The 16,708-nt window shown below is 65.0% G+C and carries 14 protein-coding genes; 7 read left to right on the forward strand and 7 right to left on the reverse strand.

The window, feature by feature from the left end; all coding sequences use genetic code 11:
- The first annotated feature begins 65 nt into the window (after positions 1 to 65).
- Positions 66 to 716, forward strand: coding sequence for a DsbA family oxidoreductase (locus ACQ4MJ_RS01015; protein WP_121508573.1), 651 nt, complete (start codon positions 66 to 68; stop codon positions 714 to 716).
- Between the two features lie 123 nt (positions 717 to 839).
- Here the strand turns inward: ACQ4MJ_RS01015 and ACQ4MJ_RS01020 are convergent, their stop codons facing one another.
- From ACQ4MJ_RS01020 to cphA (ACQ4MJ_RS01030), 3 genes are all read right to left on the reverse strand, one after another.
- Positions 840 to 1,349 (reverse strand): CreA family protein, encoded by a 510-nt coding sequence (locus ACQ4MJ_RS01020; protein WP_121508574.1) that lies wholly within the window; start codon positions 1,347 to 1,349, stop codon positions 840 to 842.
- Entirely contained in the window at positions 1,349 to 3,928 is a 2,580-nt protein-coding gene (gene cphA, locus ACQ4MJ_RS01025) for a cyanophycin synthetase (protein WP_306553340.1), read from the reverse strand. The genes ACQ4MJ_RS01020 and cphA (ACQ4MJ_RS01025) overlap by 1 nt, the downstream gene beginning before the upstream one ends.
- Positions 3,929 to 4,026: 98 nt before the next feature.
- On the reverse strand, positions 4,027 to 6,231 hold the full coding sequence (gene cphA / locus ACQ4MJ_RS01030) for a cyanophycin synthetase (RefSeq protein WP_431150700.1): 2,205 nt from the start codon (positions 6,229 to 6,231) through the stop codon (positions 4,027 to 4,029).
- A gap of 260 nt (positions 6,232 to 6,491) precedes the next feature.
- Here cphA (ACQ4MJ_RS01030) and ACQ4MJ_RS01035 point away from each other — a divergent pair, with 260 nt between their 5' ends.
- From ACQ4MJ_RS01035 to ACQ4MJ_RS01045, 3 genes are all read left to right on the forward strand, one after another.
- Positions 6,492 to 8,798: an ABC transporter ATP-binding protein gene (locus tag ACQ4MJ_RS01035; protein ID WP_218301693.1), complete on the forward strand. Its 2,307-nt coding sequence runs from the start codon at positions 6,492 to 6,494 to the stop codon at positions 8,796 to 8,798.
- A gap of 23 nt (positions 8,799 to 8,821) precedes the next feature.
- Positions 8,822 to 9,328, forward strand: a complete 507-nt coding sequence (locus tag ACQ4MJ_RS01040; RefSeq protein ID WP_055395969.1) for a DUF1854 domain-containing protein — start codon at positions 8,822 to 8,824, stop codon at positions 9,326 to 9,328.
- A gap of 319 nt (positions 9,329 to 9,647) precedes the next feature.
- Entirely contained in the window at positions 9,648 to 10,079 is a 432-nt protein-coding gene (locus ACQ4MJ_RS01045) for a hypothetical protein (RefSeq protein WP_029414343.1), read from the forward strand.
- Between the two features lie 60 nt (positions 10,080 to 10,139).
- Here the strand turns inward: ACQ4MJ_RS01045 and ACQ4MJ_RS01050 are convergent, their stop codons facing one another.
- From ACQ4MJ_RS01050 to gspF, 3 genes are all read right to left on the reverse strand, one after another.
- Positions 10,140 to 10,526, reverse strand: coding sequence for an EF-hand domain-containing protein (locus ACQ4MJ_RS01050; protein WP_431153128.1), 387 nt, complete (start codon positions 10,524 to 10,526; stop codon positions 10,140 to 10,142).
- 180 nt (positions 10,527 to 10,706) lie between these two features.
- Entirely contained in the window at positions 10,707 to 11,639 is a 933-nt protein-coding gene (locus ACQ4MJ_RS01055; protein ID WP_121421141.1) for a 5'-nucleotidase, read from the reverse strand.
- Positions 11,640 to 11,643: 4 nt separating this feature from the next.
- On the reverse strand, positions 11,644 to 12,876 hold the full coding sequence (gene gspF / locus ACQ4MJ_RS01060) for a type II secretion system inner membrane protein GspF (protein ID WP_431150697.1): 1,233 nt from the start codon (positions 12,874 to 12,876) through the stop codon (positions 11,644 to 11,646).
- Positions 12,877 to 13,110: 234 nt separating this feature from the next.
- Between gspF and ACQ4MJ_RS01065 the strand changes: the two genes are divergently transcribed.
- Together ACQ4MJ_RS01065 and ACQ4MJ_RS01070 are read left to right on the forward strand one after the other, a co-directional pair.
- Positions 13,111 to 13,860, forward strand: coding sequence for an SDR family NAD(P)-dependent oxidoreductase (locus ACQ4MJ_RS01065; protein ID WP_055395971.1), 750 nt, complete (start codon positions 13,111 to 13,113; stop codon positions 13,858 to 13,860).
- A gap of 217 nt (positions 13,861 to 14,077) precedes the next feature.
- Positions 14,078 to 14,854: a hypothetical protein gene (locus ACQ4MJ_RS01070; RefSeq protein ID WP_431150695.1), complete on the forward strand. Its 777-nt coding sequence runs from the start codon at positions 14,078 to 14,080 to the stop codon at positions 14,852 to 14,854.
- Positions 14,855 to 14,872: 18 nt separating this feature from the next.
- Here the strand turns inward: ACQ4MJ_RS01070 and ACQ4MJ_RS01075 are convergent, their stop codons facing one another.
- Positions 14,873 to 15,892, reverse strand: a complete 1,020-nt coding sequence (locus tag ACQ4MJ_RS01075; protein ID WP_431150693.1) for an LLM class flavin-dependent oxidoreductase — start codon at positions 15,890 to 15,892, stop codon at positions 14,873 to 14,875.
- A gap of 203 nt (positions 15,893 to 16,095) precedes the next feature.
- Between ACQ4MJ_RS01075 and ACQ4MJ_RS01080 the strand changes: the two genes are divergently transcribed.
- Positions 16,096 to 16,581, forward strand: a complete 486-nt coding sequence (locus ACQ4MJ_RS01080) for a CZB domain-containing protein (RefSeq protein WP_055395973.1) — start codon at positions 16,096 to 16,098, stop codon at positions 16,579 to 16,581.
- The last annotated feature ends 127 nt before the right edge of the window (positions 16,582 to 16,708 follow it).

Here is a 16,708-nt window from a genome sequence, read left to right on the forward strand (position 1 = left end):
AAAGCGCCCTCCTGCGAAGGCCAATGCATTGGTCTACCATCCAGCTCTGATTTTTTGAGCTTGCCATGACTACCAAAACCCTCAAGATCGATTTCGTCTCCGATGTCTCCTGCCCCTGGTGCATCATCGGCCTCAAGGCGCTGGAGCAGGCGGCCGATCGCCTGAAGGGCGAAGTGGCCCTTGACATGCACTTTCAGCCTTTCGAGCTGAACCCGCAGATGGGCCCCGAGGGCCAGGACATCAACGAGCATCTGCAGGAAAAGTATGGCTCTACGCCCGAGCAGCTCGAACGCAACCGCGAGGCCATTGCCGCGCGTGGTGCGGACTTGGGGTTCACCTTTGGTAAAGGCAAACGCAGCCGCGTCTACAACACTTTTGACGCGCACCGCCTGCTGCACTGGGCCGAAGAGAAGGGCCTGCAGCCGCCACTCAAACATGCGCTGTTCAAAGCCTATTTCACCGATGGGCAAGACCCGAGCAACCACGAAGTGCTGGTGCGCGTGGCGGGTGAGGTCGGGCTGAATGTGGACGAGGCGCGTGAACTATTGGCGTCTCACCGTTTTGCCGAAGAGGTGCGCGAGCGTGAGCAGTTGTATTTGCAAAATGGCATCCACTCGGTGCCCGCCATCATCATCAACGAGCGCCACCTGATTCAAGGTGGTCAGCCGGTGGAGGTGTTTGAGCAGGCGCTGCGGCAGATTGCCAGCCAGGCTTGATGAATACTATTGTTTTGATAGCTGCTGGCGCTTGATGGATAAGCGCTAGGTGCTGGTTTTATATAAAAAACAGAAAGGGGCCATGGCCCCTTTCTGTTTTCTGTTGTGTACGGCCTTGCCCGCTTATTTGCGCAGAGGGATGGCCATGGCCCGGTCCACCGGCACGGCGGTCACGCTGTTCTGCGGCGAGCCGTCGATGAGCTTTTCGGAGTAGGTGAGGTAGACCAGCGTGTTGCGGGCCGGGTCGACCATGCGCACGATGCGCAGGCGCTTGAACAGGATGGACATGCGTTCGCTGAACACCTCTTCCTGCTTCTTGAGCGGCTCGGGGAAGCTGATAGGCCCCACCTGGCGGCAGGCGATGGAGGCTTCAGCGCGGTCTTCGGCCAGGCCCAGGGTGCCCTTGATGCCGCCCGTGCGTGCGCGCGAGACGTAGCAGGTCACGCCCAACACGCCGGGGTCGTCATAGGCTTCCACGAGGATGTCGTGGTCGCGGCCGATCCATTGGAAGGCGGTGTCCACCGTGCCGATTTTTTCGCCAGGCGCTGCCTGCGCTGTGCCAGCTGCGCCCACCCAGGCGGTTGCTGCGGCCAGGGCCAGCAGCGCCGAGGTGGCCGTTTGCTTGAGGGCCATCACGCAGCGGCCCCGGCTTCGGTGCAGCGCTGGGCCAGGTGGGCGAGGGCTTCTTCGACCTGGTCCACCAGTACCAGGCACAGGTCGCCGGGCTGCAGGCGCGCCAGGGCGGCGTCGATGGCGATGAACTCACCGCGAATCTCTTCGACGTGTGTGGTGCGTGATGCGCCTGCCAGGCCTTCGCGCAGCAGGGCCATCACCTCGCCATCGGCACGGCCGCGCTGGGCAGCGTCCTGGTACAGGATCACGTCGTCAAATGCGGCGCCCAGGATCACGGTCTGGTCGCGGATATCTTCGTCGCGGCGGTCGCCCGCGCCGCTGATCACCACGCTGCGGCGCTTGGCGGGCAGGGCGTCCACGGCACCCACCAGGGCGCGCATGGCGTCGGGATTGTGGCCGTAGTCGGCAATCACGGTGGCGCCCCGGTAGTCCATGATGTTGAAGCGGCCGGGCGCGTTGTCGCTGTCGTTCACAAAGCCTGACAGGCCCCGGCGGATGGTCTGCCAGGGCATGCCCACACCCCAGGCGGCGGCCACGGCCGCCATGACGTTCTCGACCTGAAAACCGATCTTGCCGTTGCGTGTGATGGGTACGTCGCGCAGGTGGATGGTCTCGCGCCACGAGCCTTCCGAAGCCACGATGGAGTCGCCATCCACATACACGGTGCGGTGGCCCTGCGCGCGGTGCGTGGCCATCACGGGATGGTGGCGGTCGCTGGCAAAGAAGATGATCTTGCCGGGGCAGGCGGGTGCCATGGCGGCCACGATGGGGTCGGCCGCGTTGAGCACGCCGTAGCCTGTGGTGGCCACGTTCTGCACGATCACGCGCTTGAGCACGGCCAGATCTTCCACCGTGGTGATGTAGTTCAGGCCCAGGTGGTCTCCCGCACCGATGTTGGTGACCACGGCCACCTGGCAGCGGTCAAACCCCAGGCCTTCGCGCAGGATGCCGCCACGGGCGGTCTCGAACACGGCTGCATCCACCTCGGGGTGCAGCAGCACGTTGCGGGCGCTCTTGGGGCCGCTGCAGTCGCCACTGTCGATCTGGCGGCCGTTCACGTACACGCCGTCGGTGTTGGTCATGCCCACGCGCAGGCCCTGGGCGGTGAACAGGTGGGCGATGAGGCGGGCCGTGGTGGTCTTGCCGTTGGTGCCGGTGACGGCCACCACTGGGATGCGCCCATCGTCGCCATGGGCGTAGAGCTTGTCCACCATGGCCTGACCCACGTTGCGGGGCTTGCCGTAGCTGGGTGCCAGGTGCATGCGCAGGCCGGGGGCGGCGTTCACTTCCACAAAGCCGCCGCCTTGCTCTTCGAGCGGGCGCAGCACGGTCTCGGCCACCATGTCCACGCCGCAGATGTGCAGGCCCACCATCTGGGCGGCGGCCACAGCGCGTGCGGCAACCTCGGGGTGCACATCATCGGTCACGTCGGTGGCGGTGCCACCCGTAGAGAGGTTGGCGTTGTTGCGCAGGACGACGCGCTGGCCCTTGGCGGGCACCGAGTCGGGCGTCAGGTCTTGCATGGCCAGGCGGGCCACGGCAATGTCGTCGAGCCGGATCTTGGTGAGCGAGGTGGCATGGCCCTCGCCCCGGCGTGGGTCGAGGTTGACCTGGTTGACCAGCTCACGCACCGTGTGCTGGCCGTCGCCCAGCACCTGGGGCGGCTCGCGGCGTGCAGCGGCCACCAGTTGGTCGCCGACCACCAGCAGGCGGAAGTCATGGCCCGGCAAAAAGCGCTCGACCATCACGGTGCCGTATTCGGCGGCGTTCTTGTAGGCTTCTTCGAGCTGGGCGCGGTCAGTGATGTTGACCGTCACACCCTTGCCCTGGTTGCCATCCTGTGGCTTGACCACCACGGGCAGGCCCACCTTCAAGGCCACTTCCCAGGCTTCGTCCACGCTTTCGACCGGCTTGCCCAGCGGCACGGGCACACCGGCCGCATGCAGCAGGCGCTTGGTCAGGTCTTTGTCCTGGCCGATGGACTCAGCCACGGCGCTGGTCGAATCGACCTCGGCGGCCTGGATACGGCGCTGCTTGGAGCCCCAGCCAAACTGCACCAGGCTGCCGCGCGTGAGGCGGCGGTAGGGGATGCCGCGCGCCACGGCGGCGTCCACGATGGAGCCGGTGCTGGGGCCCAGGCGCTCGTCTTCGTCGAGTTCGCGCAGCTCGGCAATCACGGTGTCGGCATCAAAATTGCCTTCGCCTTGCGCCGCCTTGATGAGTTGCTGCGCGTACTCAAAGGCTTTGCGGCCCACGGCCTCTTCGCTGTATTCCACGACCACCTGGTACACACCCGCATCGGTGGTGGCGGTAGTGCGCGCAAAGGTGACAGGGCAACCTGCTTGCGCCTGCAATGCCAGGGCGGCAGTCTGCAGCACATGGGCCAGCGAGACATCGCCGCCCCCGGTTTCGGGGTGCAGCGCGCCGATGGCGGGAAACAGGGCCCGCAGGCGGGCTTCGAACCCGGCCATCTGGCCCACGGCGCGCTCGTTTTCGGCGCAGGTCACCACGGCCTCGATGGCCATGTGGCGGCTCCAGAGGTTGGGGCCACGCAGGGCCCGGGTGCGGGATACATCCATGGAAGTCTCTTTCAGTGGTCCATCAGGGCGCTGAGGCCCTGTTCAGGTCGTGGGATGCGAGGTCAAACAACAAACTAAAGCTAATGCGCGAGGTGCCATCACGACCGCAGTGCGGCGGTGGGGACCAGTTCGGGCTCAAAGGTCTTGATGCCAGCGCCGATGAGGTCGGGGGCAATGTTCAGCGCCCAGGCCGTGCCGATGGCAGCCAGCAGGGCGTCGGTGTCGGGCGCCACGGCATTGCGCCCAAAGGTCAGGTCTGCCAGCGAACCGAGCACATGTTCTGCACTGCCCGTGGCCAGCACCACGCGGCCGTTCTTCACGACCACGGCGCGGCCGTTGTCCTTGGCGCGGTGTTCCACGATCACGGGCAGGGTGGCGTCCTGGGCATACAGCACCACGGCACCGTCCGACAGCGGCGCCAGGTCGGCCACCTGCGGGATGGCGGCGTTGAGCACCGCTGCGCCTTCCGACAGCACCACGTCCACCTGGGTGCGCATCACCTTGGTCATCTGGTCCTGTTCGTGCACGTCGAATTCGGCCAGCGTTTCCACGCCGTCCATGTCGGTGACCACACCCACCTGGCAGCGGTCGTAGGCCAGGCCGTCGCGCAGAATGGTGCGCGCGTCGCTTTCGATCACGGCGGCCTGCACGGTCTTGTTCATCAGCAGGCGGTGGGCGGCTTCCCAATGCGCGCAATCGGTCGATTCGACGCAGCGGCGGTCCAGGAACAGCCCTTCGCGACAGGCCAAGCCCGTGTGGTGGCCGCTCAGGTGCAGCAGCCAGGCCACGACCCGCGCGATGGTTGACGTGCCACGCGTGCCCGCCACGCCCACCAGCGGAATGCGGCCTGCCTGGCCCGCATCGTCTTCCGACGGGAACAGATGCTCTGCAATGGCCTGGCCCACAGGGCGCGGTGCACCCACGGCGGGCTTCAGGTGCATCAGCAGGCCAGGGCCTGCGTTCACTTCGACAATGGCACCGCCCTGGGCGTGCAGGGGTTTAGAGATGTCCTTGGCCACCAAGTCGATGCCGGCGATGTCCAGCCCCACCACCTTAGCCGCCAACTGGGCGATGTAGGCCACCTCGGGGTGCACGTCGTCCGTGCAGTCCACGGCCACGTTGCCGTTGCGCTGCACCACCACCTGGCGGCCAGCGGCGGGCACCGAGTCGGCGCCCAGGTCCTGGCGCTTGAGTTCGAGTTGCACCTTGGTGTCAGTGGCCAGGTCGATGATTTCGAGCGGGTACTCTTCTTCGTAGCCACGGCGCGGGTCGGAGTTGAGCTGGGTGTCGATCAGCTCCTTGACGGTGGAGCGGCCGTTGCCGGTGATGGTGACCACTTCACCACGTGCCGCTGCGACCACTTTGCCGCCCACCACCAGCAGGCGGTGCTCGTCGCCGGGGATGAAGCTCTCGACCATGACGTCGCTGCCCTCGGGGTAGGCCACGTGGTAGGCGGCCTCGATGTCTGCCTGCTTGTGCAGATCCAGCGTCACACCCCGGCCGTGGTTGCCGTCAGAGGGCTTGACCACCACAGGCAGGCCGATGTCCTGGGCGGCTTCCCAGGCTTCCTCGGGGCTGTTGACCACTTGGCCCTCGGGGATGGGCACGCCGCAGGACTTGAGCAGGCTCTTGGTCAGGTCCTTGTCGCTGGCGATGCCTTCGGCGATGGCGCTGGTGAACTCGGTCTCAGCCGTCCAGATGCGGCGCTGGCTGGCGCCATAGCCCAGTTGCACCAGATTGCCGTCGTTCAGGCGGATGTGCGGGATGCCCCGGTCGGTGGCGGCGGTGACGATGCACGCGGTGCTGGGGCCAAGGTACTGGTCGTCCACCTCGGTGCGCACACGGGCCACGGCGGCAGCCACGTCAAACGGCTCATCGTTGATGGCGGCCATGATGAGCGCGTGGCCCTGGGTCAGCGCCACGCGCGCCACGCTTTCGTCGCGCGCCCGGAACACCATGCGGTATACGCCACGCTGGCTGGTGCTGCGGGTCTGGCCAAAACCGGTGGGCATGCCCGACAGGTTGAGCAACTCGATCACGATGTGCTCCAGCACATGGCCGCACCAGGTGCCTTCCTGCAGGCGCTGCAGGAATCCACCGCGTTCGCCCACGCCGCAGTGGTGTTCGATCAGTGCGGGCAGCCAGGCGGTAAGTCGGTCGTTGAAACCGGGCAGCAGGTTGGAGGGATAGTCCTCCAGCTCGCCCAGGTCCAGCCAGACTTCCAGTACAGGCCGGTAGGTCCAGATATTGGGGCCGCGCAGGTAGTTGATGCGAAGCAGTTGGATGTCGTTGAGTTTCGCCATGGATTGCAGCGGGTGAGTTGGTCCGGCCGGGTAAGGGCTATGGGCTATGGGCTATGCGGGAGAGGAAGAAACTGTGAAAGGAAACTTTTGTGGACGAGGATTGTGCTCCAGTCCTGGGGCTGTGCGCAGTGTCAGCCAAATGAGCGTCAGAGGCGTTAAATGAGGATGCCGTCGCACCGTGGCATGCAGTATCGGGGAGAATTCGCGCTTTCGCGAGATCGGTCACCGCAGGCAGCCGGGGGCGGAAAACCCAACCAAAAATGCAACATCACCATTCTGTGGACGCCTCGGGTGTCTTTTCTGGCCCTTTGGGGGCCGATTTGCGGGCCATGCTCGCTTCCAAGGAAAACGTACTGGCAGCGCTTCAGGTTGACCTGAGCACGGCGCTGCGCTTTGCGGCAGGCTGGGTGGTGGTGACGTCTGAACGGCTGCTGGCCTGTGATGCGGGCACCACGGCCTGGCGCAGCTGGCCCCTGGGCGATGGCCTAGCGCTCAAGCTGCAGGACCATGGCGGTGTGGGCTCGCTGGAGCTGCACAGCCCTCGCGAGCGCTTGGCGCTGTGGCGCTTTACCCTCGCGCACCACGCCCAGGCCCTGCGTCTGCTGCAGCGTTTTGAGCAGCAAAGCGCCCGGGGTGACAACGGCGCCGAGGATGAGGCCGACGAACCCGCCTGTCCCACCTGCCACACGCCCCTGCCGCCCGACACCGAAGAATGCCCGGCCTGCGCCCGTGCCCAGCCGCCCCAAACTTCCACCTGGGTGCTGCTGCGCCTGTGGCGCTTTGCCCGGCCCTACCGCAAGCAACTGGCCGCCGGTTTTGCGCTGACGCTGGCGTCCACCGCCGCCACCCTGGTGCCGCCGTATCTGACCATCCCGCTGATGGATGACATCCTGATCCCGTTCCAGAACGGCAAGCAGATCGAACCCGGCCTGGTGCTTCTGTATCTGAGCGGCCTGCTGCTGTCGGCGCTGGCCGCCTGGGGCCTCTCCTGGGCGCGCACTTACATATTGGCGCTGGTGTCCGAGCGCATCGGCGCCGACCTGCGCACCACCACCTACGAGCACCTGCTGCGCCTGTCGCTGGACTACTTTGGCGGCAAGCGCACGGGTGACCTCATGGCGCGGATTGGCTCCGAGACGGACCGCATCAACGTCTTCCTGTCCCTTCACGCCCTGGATTTTGTGACCGACGTGCTCATGATCATGATGACGGCGGCCATTCTGTTCTCCATCAACCCATGGCTGGCGTTGGTCACGCTGGTGCCGCTGCCCTTCATTGGCTGGATGATCCACACCGTGCGCGATCGTCTGCGCACCGGGTTTGAAAAGATCGACCGCGTGTGGTCCGAAGTGACCAACGTGCTGGCCGACACCATCCCGGGCATCCGGGTCGTGAAAGCCTTTGCGCAAGAAAAGCGCGAAGCCCAGCGTTTTCGCGACGCCAACCAACACAACTTGGAAGTCAACGACAAGCTCAACAAGACCTGGAGCCTGTTCACGCCCACCGTGTCGCTGCTCACTGAAATTGGCTTGCTGGTGGTGTGGGGCTTCGGCATCTGGCTGGTGTCGCGCAACCAGATCACGGTGGGTGTGCTCACGGCCTTCATCGCCTACATCGGCCGTTTCTACGGGCGGCTGGATTCAATGAGCCGCATTGTCTCGGTCACGCAAAAGGCCGCCGCTGGCGCCAAGCGCATCTTCGACATCCTGGACCATGTGAGCAACGTGCCCGACCCGGCCCAACCCGTGAAGGTGGACAAGGTTCAGGGCGCGATCACCATGCAGGGCGTGGGCTTTCGCTACGGCAGCCGCGCAGTCATCAAGGGGCTGGATCTAGATATCCGCCCCGGCGAGATGATCGGCCTGGTGGGCCACAGCGGCTCAGGCAAGAGCACGCTGGTCAACCTGATCAGTCGTTTTTATGACGTGAGCGATGGCTCCATCCAGGTCGACGGCATCGACATCCGCCGTTTTGCTGTGGCCGACTACCGCCGCCACATCGGCCTGGTGCTGCAGGAGCCTTTCCTGTTCTTCGGCACCATTGCCGAGAACATCGCCTACGGCAAGCCCGAGGCCACCCGCGAGGAGATCGTGGCGGCGGCCCGCGCTGCGCACGCCCATGAATTCATCCTGCGCTTGCCCCATGGCTACGACTCACTGGTGGGTGAGCGCGGCCAGGGCCTGTCGGGCGGCGAGCGCCAGCGCATTTCCATTGCCCGCGCATTGCTGATCGACCCGCGCATCCTGATCCTGGACGAGGCCACCTCGGCCGTGGACACCGAGACCGAGAAGGAAATCCAGAAGGCGCTCGACAACCTGGTGCAGGGCCGTACCACGATTGCCATCGCCCACCGCCTGTCCACCCTGCGCAAGGCCGACCGCCTGGTGGTCATGGACCGGGGCGAGGTCGTGGAGGTGGGTCCCCACGACGAACTCATGGAGAAGCAGGGCGCCTACTGGCGGCTCTACGAAGCCCAGGCGCGCCGTGCTGAAGAAGATGCGCAGGCGGCGGGCGTCATCATCGACAGCAGCCTGCTGCACCCGGCCCACCCGGCGGGCAACCCGTGATGACTGCACTGCAGGAAAACGCCATGAACACCCCTTCCTTCCCGCAATCGCCGTCCACCGCCTCCGCCACGTTCACCTTGGCGCGCAATCCACACGGTCGGCTGGTTCTGACCCTGGCCGACGGCACGGCCCACGAGGGCGTCACGCCTGTGCGGGCCTTCCCCATCGCGGCACCCGCCGAAGGGCTCTCGCTGATCGGATCTGACGGCCACGAACTGCTGTGGATCGACCGGCTGGACCAGCTGCCAGCCCCCGCCCGCCAGCTCATCGAAGAAGAGTTGGAAGTGCGAGAGTTTGTGCCCACTATCGAAAAAATCATTGCAGTATCGAGCTTCTCCACCCCCAGCACCTGGCAGGTGGAGACGGACCGGGGCCCTGCCAGCCTCGTCCTCAAGGCCGAGGAAGACATCCGCCGCTTGGGCGGACGCACCCGCCTGCTGATTGCCGGGGGCGACGGCGTGCAGTTCCGCGTCAAAGACACCACGGCGCTGGACCGGCATTCGCGCCGGTTGCTGGAACGCTTTCTCTGATCTGACCCTGTACGAGGTCATCCCGGTGTCTCCACCGGCAAGGCACAACGGCAGTGCCAAGCCCTGCCGTGCCCGCTCCCCCCACAAGCCAGTAGCTCCAGACTCGGTGGGGGAATGAGTGCAATCGGTCGGCTGTGAGCCGATCCAGCCCCCGCATGCTCCCAAAAGGGTGACAAAGATTAGGGAAAACCCTAAATTTGAGCCAATCGGTGAAAAAGACCTAAATTTCCCCTTCTTTTTGCCGTAATAGATTACGAAGACGGCGAAAAAGCCTCTGCACTTCGAGCATATCTATTCATCAACCATTGGGGCCACTGCCATGCAAATGCCACCTGTCGACCGATCGCCGAGTTGGCGTCCTCAGGGCGCTGATTTGTATTCCACTGGCGCCTCTGGCGCGCCGCCGGTGCGGCCCATCAATGCATCCAATCCCGTCGAATCCATGGACCGGCTGGGCGAGGGCGCCATCGTGCGCGAGCCCGACAAGCCCTCCGCGCCCGATGTAGCAAACCGGGACTGGACCGAGGTCAAGAAAAAAGACACCGTGGAAGAACCGCCCGAGCCCCCCAAGGAGCCGATCTACAAACAACTGCTGGAGCTGATCCAGTCGATGTGGCGGGCCAGTGGCAGTGCGGTGGAGGTGGCGCAGGACATCAACAAGATGACCCTGCAGGAGCGCATGGCCCAGCAGGTCAAGAACGAGCCGCTGACCTACTCCGACCCCAAGATCAAGCGCACTGGCGGCTTGTGAGGGTTTTGCTCCTAAAATTATAGCTGATTGCGCATAACTGATAAGCGCTGGAGCCTTATTTCATTCAATTTTTGCCCCGTTCTGGCCTGAAGGCCGGGGCGATGAAGCGGGAGCCGCTGCCTGGGCCGCCCGCTGCTGATCCCGCTCCGCGCGGTACTTGGCGGCAAAGGCCCGCACTTCCTCGTAAGACACGTAGCCATCCTTGTCCGTGTCCGCATCGTCGAACGCGGCGGCCAGGCGGGGAAAGAGCTTGACCTCGGTGCGGCTGAGCTTGCCGTCCCCATTGAAGTCCAGCATCTTGAACTCGCGCATAGCCTTGATCTCGCCTTTGGTCAGGGCTGCCTGGGATTCAGCGGAGGGGCTGGCGGCGGGGGCTGGTGGCGCTGGCGCAGTTGCAGGGGGCATGGCCAGCGCAGTGGTGCCCAAGGCTGTCGCCAGGGTGCTCATCACGCAGGCGGCCAGGGAAAATCTGATGCGCAAAACAGGCTCCTTCTGTGGACTGGCAACGATGTTGGCACAGCTGGGCGTGCGTGGGCGGAATGCAACCCAAGGCTTGCAGCTTTCACCGGGAGTTGCAGGGGATTGCAAAACTTTTCGAAGGAACGCGGGTCCGTGCCCGGCCCCGGGTTAATCGCCAGCAGGGCGCAGGGGGTTGGAGATACCGCTGTTCACATGGCCGGCTGGCACATGACGGGCGGCTGAGGTCACATGGCCTGTCTGGTCGTCGAAGAAAAAGTCGGGTTCGAATTCGCGCAGGAATTCGCCCTTGGGCAGGCCACCCAGGAACATGGCTTCGTCCACATCGATGTTCCAGTCCATCAGCGTGCGGATAGCGCGTTCGTGCGCCGGGGCGCTGCGCGCCGTGACCAGTGCGGTGCGGATGCGCATGCCGGTGGTGCCGCCAGCTTCTCCGGCGGATTGCAGTCGGTGCAGCGCCGCCAACAGGGGCTTGAACGGACCATCGGGCAGAGGCAGGGCGGCCTTGTCGGTTTCGTGCTGCTGGAAGGCGGCCAGGCCTTCGGCCTGGTACACACGCTCGGCCTCATCGGAGAACAGCACGGCGTCGCCGTCAAAGGCAATGCGCACTTCCTGCGGGTTGGCGTCGCCTGCCTGTACCGATTCGGTGATCACCCGCGCGGCCGGGTAGCCCAGGTGCAGCGCCTCGCGCACATCGGCCTCGTTGGCAGACAGGAACAGGTGTGCGCCCAGCGGTCGCAGGTAGCGAAAAGGGTCACGCCCCTGGGTGAACACGCCGCGCTGGATGGTGGGCAGGCCATGGGCGTTGCAGGAGCGAAACACGCGCATGCCACTGACCGGGTCATTGCGCGAGAGCAGCACCACCTCCACCCGCTGGTGCTCCGAGGTGTTGAAGGCGAGCAGCTTGCGCACCAGCGAGAACGCCACGCCGGGCGCGGCGGGCACGTCCAGGCGCTGGCGCTGCAGGTCCACATAGGCGCGGTCATCCCTCTCGTGCTCGAAGACGCGGTTTTCCTCCTCGAAGTTGAACAGCGCCCGCGATGAGATCGCCACCACCAGCTTGTCGTCCAGGGTCACGGCCATAAAGTCACTTCACGAACTGATTCAGTTGGATGATCGGCAGCAGCACGGCCAGCACGATGAGCATCACGATCAGGCCCATGCCGACGATGAGCAAAGGCTCCAGGATGGTTGCCAGCGCCATGGCGCGGCGCTGGACCTCGGTGGAAAGCTGCCTGGCGGCGCGCTGCAGCATCACCGGCAGTTGCCCCGTCTGCTCGCCCAGGCGCGCAAACATGGACAGTAGGCCGGGGAAGCGCTTTTTCTGCGCCAGCGCCGAGGCCAGGGGCGCACCTTCGCGCACCAGCACCAGCGCTTCGAGTGCATCGGCGCGCAGGGCGCGGTTGTTCAGCGTTTCGGCGGCGGCCTGCAGCGCCTTGAGGATGGGTACGCCCGCACCCGCCAGCATGGCCAAGGTGCCCGCAAAACGCGCCGCGTTGTAGCCGCGCGCCAGCTTGCCCACCAGCGGCAGGTTGAGCCAGGCAGCATCGAATTTTTCGCGAATATGCCCGATGGTCAGCGCCCAGCGTGTGCCAAAAGCGATCAAAACAGAAGCAATCAGCATCATCCAGCCATAGCTGCGCACAAAAGCGCTGATGCCCAGCATGGCCACGGTCAGAAACGGCAGCGCCCGCTTGGTGCCCGCAAACACGCTGGCCACCTGGGGCACCACGTAGCCCACGAGGAAGAGCACGATCACGATAGCGACGATGGTCACGATGGCGGGGTACAGCGCAGCGCCCACCAGCTTGGCCTTGAGCGCCTGGCGTTCTTCCAGGTCGTCGGCCAGGCGCTCCAGCACCAGGCCCAGGTTGCCGCTGTGCTCGCCCGCGCCGATCACCGCGCAGTAGATATCGGAAAACTCGCGCGGGTGCTGCGACAGGGCGCGCGCAAACGTGGCCCCGGCATTGACCTCAGCGCGCAGTGCGGCCACCAGGTGGCGCTGGCGTTCGTCGTCGGCTTCTTCGGACAGTGCCGTGAGGGCGCGCTCCAGCGGCAGGCCGGAAGACACCAGCCCGGCAATCTGCCGCGTCCAGATCGAAAGGCCCGTGGCGCTGAACACAGGCCGCGTGAACAGGCGCTGGCTGAGGCTGGCCGAGCTGCCATCCAGCGACTGGCCGGTCTGCACCAGCTCTACCGCCAGGGGCACCAGGGCCTGGGATCGCAGCAGGCTGCGCGCGGCCTTTGCGGTGTCGGCCTCCATGAGGCCCTTGCGGGTCTGGCCCTGGGCGTCCAGGGCTTCAAAGGAAAAAGCAGGCATGCGGGTGCGGGCGGTATGGCGGTGGCGTGGAAATCAGGCGGTCACACAACAGGCTGATGCGGGCGAAAACCTTGCAGCCCCTGATGGTAGCCGGTACCCAAGGCCCATGGCTGTGGGCCAGTACCCTTGCCAGCGGGATGACCCAGGTCAAGGCGCTGACGCATTGGGCGCGCAGAATGAAAAGCGATCTGTGGCATCGGGTTGCAGGTGTTCTGAATGAACAAGGAGTGTTTCATGCTGAAGAACAAGGTTGCGTTGGTCACCGGGGCATCGTCGGGCATTGGGCGTGCCATTGCGCTGGTGTGGGCGCGCGAAGGCGCCAAGGTGGTGGTGTCGGATGTGAATGTGCAGGCAGGTGAGGAAACGGCGGCGCTGGTACGCGCAGCCGGGGGCGATGCCATTTTTGTGGCTGCCGATGTGGGCAAGCCTGAGGACTGCGAAGCGCTGGTGAACCGCACCGTGGCCCACTACGGCCGGCTGGACATCGCCTGCAACAACGCGGGCATCGGCGGCCCGCAGGCGGCCACGGCCGATTACCCCCTGGATGGCTGGGCCCAGGTCATCAACATCAACCTCTCCGGCGTGTTTTACGGCATGAAATACCAGATCGCAGCCATGCTCAAGAATGGCGGCGGCTCCATCATCAACATGGCATCCATCCTGGGATCGGTGGGTTTTGCCACCGCCCCGGCCTACACCGCGGCCAAACATGGTGTGGTGGGGCTGACCAAGGCGGCTGCGATTGAATACAGCGCCCATGGCGTGCGCATCAATGCCGTCGGGCCTGCCTTTATCCATACGCCCATGATCAGCGGGCTGGAGCAGGATGCTGGCATCAACGCGATGCTGGTGGGCGCCCACCCCATCGGTCGCCTGGGGCAACCTGAAGAGGTGGCCGAGCTGGTGACCTGGCTGGCGTCCAGCAAGGCGTCGTTTGTGACCGGGGCGTATTACCCGGTGGATGGCGGCTACCTGGCGCGATAAAACACCGGCGCGGCGTTAGAGCCATGGAAACTGGATGGCTGGAAAGGGTGGCTGCCTCTGATGAAGTTCTCCTCGAACCGGATGTGGCGTGGGTGAGACGGCCCGCCACCGCATGCCATTTTGCCCTGTGCCGCTTGCGGTGCCTGCGCTTAAGATGCGGCAGTTGGGGCCGCGCCATGGCGCAGCCCCCCAGATTTGACTCACAAAGGAGAAGAAAGTGAATAAGACGACTGCCCTGGGAGGACTGGTTGCCGCTTTGGTGTTATCTGCTTGCGGCGGAGGCGGGGATGATGTGGCGCCACCTGCGCCGAAGCCTCCTGCGACCGTGGTCACCGGCGTGGAAGGCCTGTGGACCGGGGCGACCACCGACCCTCTGAATGTGCAGGGTGTGGTGCTGGAGAACGGCGAATCCTGGAGCATCCTGACCGATGCAGTGGGCGCCGTGGTGGGCATATCGCAAGGCGCCGTTCAGACGTCAGGCCCAGATGTTGTCTCTGGCACCGGGCGCTATCTCAATGTGGTGGATGAGGCAAACCTTGCCAGCCGGACGACGGTGGCGGTCAGCTATAGCGGCAAGTACGCGGTGCGGGACTCGGTGCAGGTCACGGATTCCAAGGGCGTGAAGTTCACCGGTACCTATGGCGTGCTCTACGAGCAGCCTGCTGTCGTGAGCGAGTTGCTGGGTACGTATTCCGGCACTGGCATTGGCAATCAGGTGCGAGAGCCCCTGGTGTCGGTTTCCATTTCCACAGGTGGATTGGTGTCGATTCCCTCCTACCCGGGTTGCTCCATTCGCGGCACCGTGGTGCCCCGCGCCAGCGGCCGGAACGTGTTTGATCTGCCGCTCACCTTCAGCGGAGCCACCTGCCCCGTGGGCGATGGCGTGGTTGTTCAACACGTTGTTCTGTACAACGACACCACCCAAGCGATCGTGATCATGGGGCAGAGTGCGAGCAAGGCAGAAACTTTCGTCTACACCGGACAGAAGACCTAAGCTCTTTTATCAAGGCACTCAGCGGCTTTCCCACGCTTCGGCGTGGGCCTGTGCCGCAACATCCAGCGAGCGCAGGCGCAGTGCTGGGTCGTAGACATCGCTCACCAGCATCAGCTCATTGGCCCCGGTGGCTTCGGTGAGCTGTGCAAGGCCCGCGCGCACCGTGTCCGGCCCGCCGATCACGGCAGCGGCCAGAAAGTCGCCAATCGCGGCGCGCTCCTGGGGCTGCAGCTGCGCGGCGTAGTTCTCAACGGGCGGCAGCAGGCGGCGCCGGTCGCCGGTCAGAATGCCCAGCACCCGCTGGTAGGTGCTGCTGGCCAGAAACTCCGCTTCTTCATCCGTGGGCGCTGCGATCAACGGCACCCCGATCACCACATAGGGCTGGGGCCAGGCGGCGGACGGCCGGTACAGGTTGCGGTACAGGTCAATGGCCTGGTGCAGCAGGCGCGGGGCAAAGTGCGAGGCAAAGGCATATGGCAGCCCGCGCTCCGCCGCCAGTTGCGCCGAAAACAGGCTGGAGCCCAGCAGCCAGATCGGCACGTTCGTGCCCGCACCGGGCATGGCGATCAGGCGCTGGCCTGGTTCGGCCGGGGCCAGCAGGCGCTGCAACTCTGCGACGTCCTGCGGAAAATCATCGGCTGTCTCCACCCGGCTGCGGCGCAGTGCGCGCATGGTGGTGGGGTCCGTGCCCGGCGCGCGGCCCAGTCCCAGGTCGATGCGGCCCGGGTACAGCTCGGCCAGGGTGCCAAAGGCCTCGGCCACCACCAGAGGCGCGTGGTTGGGCAGCATCACGCCGCCAGAACCCACACGGATGCGCGAGGTACCACCGGCAATGTGGCCCACCAGCACGGCGGTGGCTGAGCTGGCAATGCCCGCCATGTTGTGGTGCTCTGCCAGCCAGTAACGGGCAAAACCTAGCTTTTCAGCATGTTGCGCGGTGCGCAGGGCAATCTGCAGCGCATCGGCTACGGTCCCGCCCTCCCGGACGGCGACGAGGTCGAGCATGGACAGGGCGGGGCGTTGAGCACTGGGAGTCATCCGTGCATTGTCTGGCCCTGGCCACATTGCTGCTGGCTACCGGGGCAGAGCTGGCAGGGCCAGAAGGGTTGACGCGCACGGTTTTTACCAAGAGGTCATTTTTTGGTAGCCAAAACCGCGCGCGCCCCACAGAATGTTTCAAGGCATTTCCGGCAGGACCATTCCTGGTGCTGGCGGACGGGGTGCCTCCACAGGGACCAAGCATGGGTTTTTTCAGTCGTCTGTTCAAGATCCGGGAGCAAGATCCCACCAGCCCTGACACCACCTGGGCCATGGAAGACAACGGCAGCGAATTGGTGCTGGACGCCGAGTACGCCTCCATGCTCATGACCGAAATCGATATCGACGCGGCCATTGCCAGCCATGAGCGCTGGCGCCTGCAGCTGCAGGACATGGTCAATGGCCGCTCGCAGGAAGTGATGCGGCCCGAACGCATCTGCCAGGACGACCGCTGCGACCTGGGCCGATGGCTCTATGGAACGGGGCGCGTGCGGCTGGGGCATTACCCCGCGTTCGACATGCTGGTGGCCCGGCACAAATACTTTCACCAGCAGGCGGCCGATGTGGTGACTGCGTTCCAGGCGGGCGAGCAGCAAAAGGCCGTGCAACTGCTCAACAGCAGCTGCCGCCATGCGTCCAACCAGGTGCTGTTGCTGCTCAAGGAACTCAAGCGGGGCCTGGGGCGCTGATACCTTGGGGCGCGGTGTACACAGGCACGGCCAGGGCCAGTCGGCGCTGTGTGAATGGTCGCTCTGTTTTTGATAGCTTAAAACGCCTGATGCACAAGCGCTGAGGCCATTTTTGTCTGAATTCTGC

Source organism: Acidovorax facilis (genome assembly GCF_050626955.1).
Taxonomy (GTDB): Bacteria; Pseudomonadota; Gammaproteobacteria; order Burkholderiales; family Burkholderiaceae_C; genus Acidovorax; species Acidovorax facilis.

Bases quoted from the DNA above. Each gene is read 5' to 3' on its own strand.
- cphA (WP_431150700.1), bottom strand. From the start codon at position 6,231: ATGGCGAAACTCAACGACATCCAACTGCTTCGCATCAACTACCTGCGC.
- ACQ4MJ_RS01045 (WP_029414343.1), top strand. From the start codon at position 9,648: ATGCAAATGCCACCTGTCGACCGATCGCCGAGTTGGCGTCCTCAGGGC.
- ACQ4MJ_RS01015 (WP_121508573.1), top strand. From the start codon at position 66: ATGACTACCAAAACCCTCAAGATCGATTTCGTCTCCGATGTCTCCTGC.
- ACQ4MJ_RS01035 (WP_218301693.1), top strand. From the start codon at position 6,492: ATGCAACATCACCATTCTGTGGACGCCTCGGGTGTCTTTTCTGGCCCT.
- ACQ4MJ_RS01050 (WP_431153128.1), bottom strand. From the start codon at position 10,526: ATGAGCACCCTGGCGACAGCCTTGGGCACCACTGCGCTGGCCATGCCC.
- gspF (WP_431150697.1), bottom strand. From the start codon at position 12,876: ATGCCTGCTTTTTCCTTTGAAGCCCTGGACGCCCAGGGCCAGACCCGC.
- ACQ4MJ_RS01055 (WP_121421141.1), bottom strand. From the start codon at position 11,639: ATGGCCGTGACCCTGGACGACAAGCTGGTGGTGGCGATCTCATCGCGG.
- ACQ4MJ_RS01040 (WP_055395969.1), top strand. From the start codon at position 8,822: ATGAACACCCCTTCCTTCCCGCAATCGCCGTCCACCGCCTCCGCCACG.
- ACQ4MJ_RS01065 (WP_055395971.1), top strand. From the start codon at position 13,111: ATGCTGAAGAACAAGGTTGCGTTGGTCACCGGGGCATCGTCGGGCATT.
- ACQ4MJ_RS01075 (WP_431150693.1), bottom strand. From the start codon at position 15,892: ATGACTCCCAGTGCTCAACGCCCCGCCCTGTCCATGCTCGACCTCGTC.
- cphA (WP_306553340.1), bottom strand. From the start codon at position 3,928: ATGGATGTATCCCGCACCCGGGCCCTGCGTGGCCCCAACCTCTGGAGC.
- ACQ4MJ_RS01080 (WP_055395973.1), top strand. From the start codon at position 16,096: ATGGGTTTTTTCAGTCGTCTGTTCAAGATCCGGGAGCAAGATCCCACC.
- ACQ4MJ_RS01020 (WP_121508574.1), bottom strand. From the start codon at position 1,349: ATGGCCCTCAAGCAAACGGCCACCTCGGCGCTGCTGGCCCTGGCCGCA.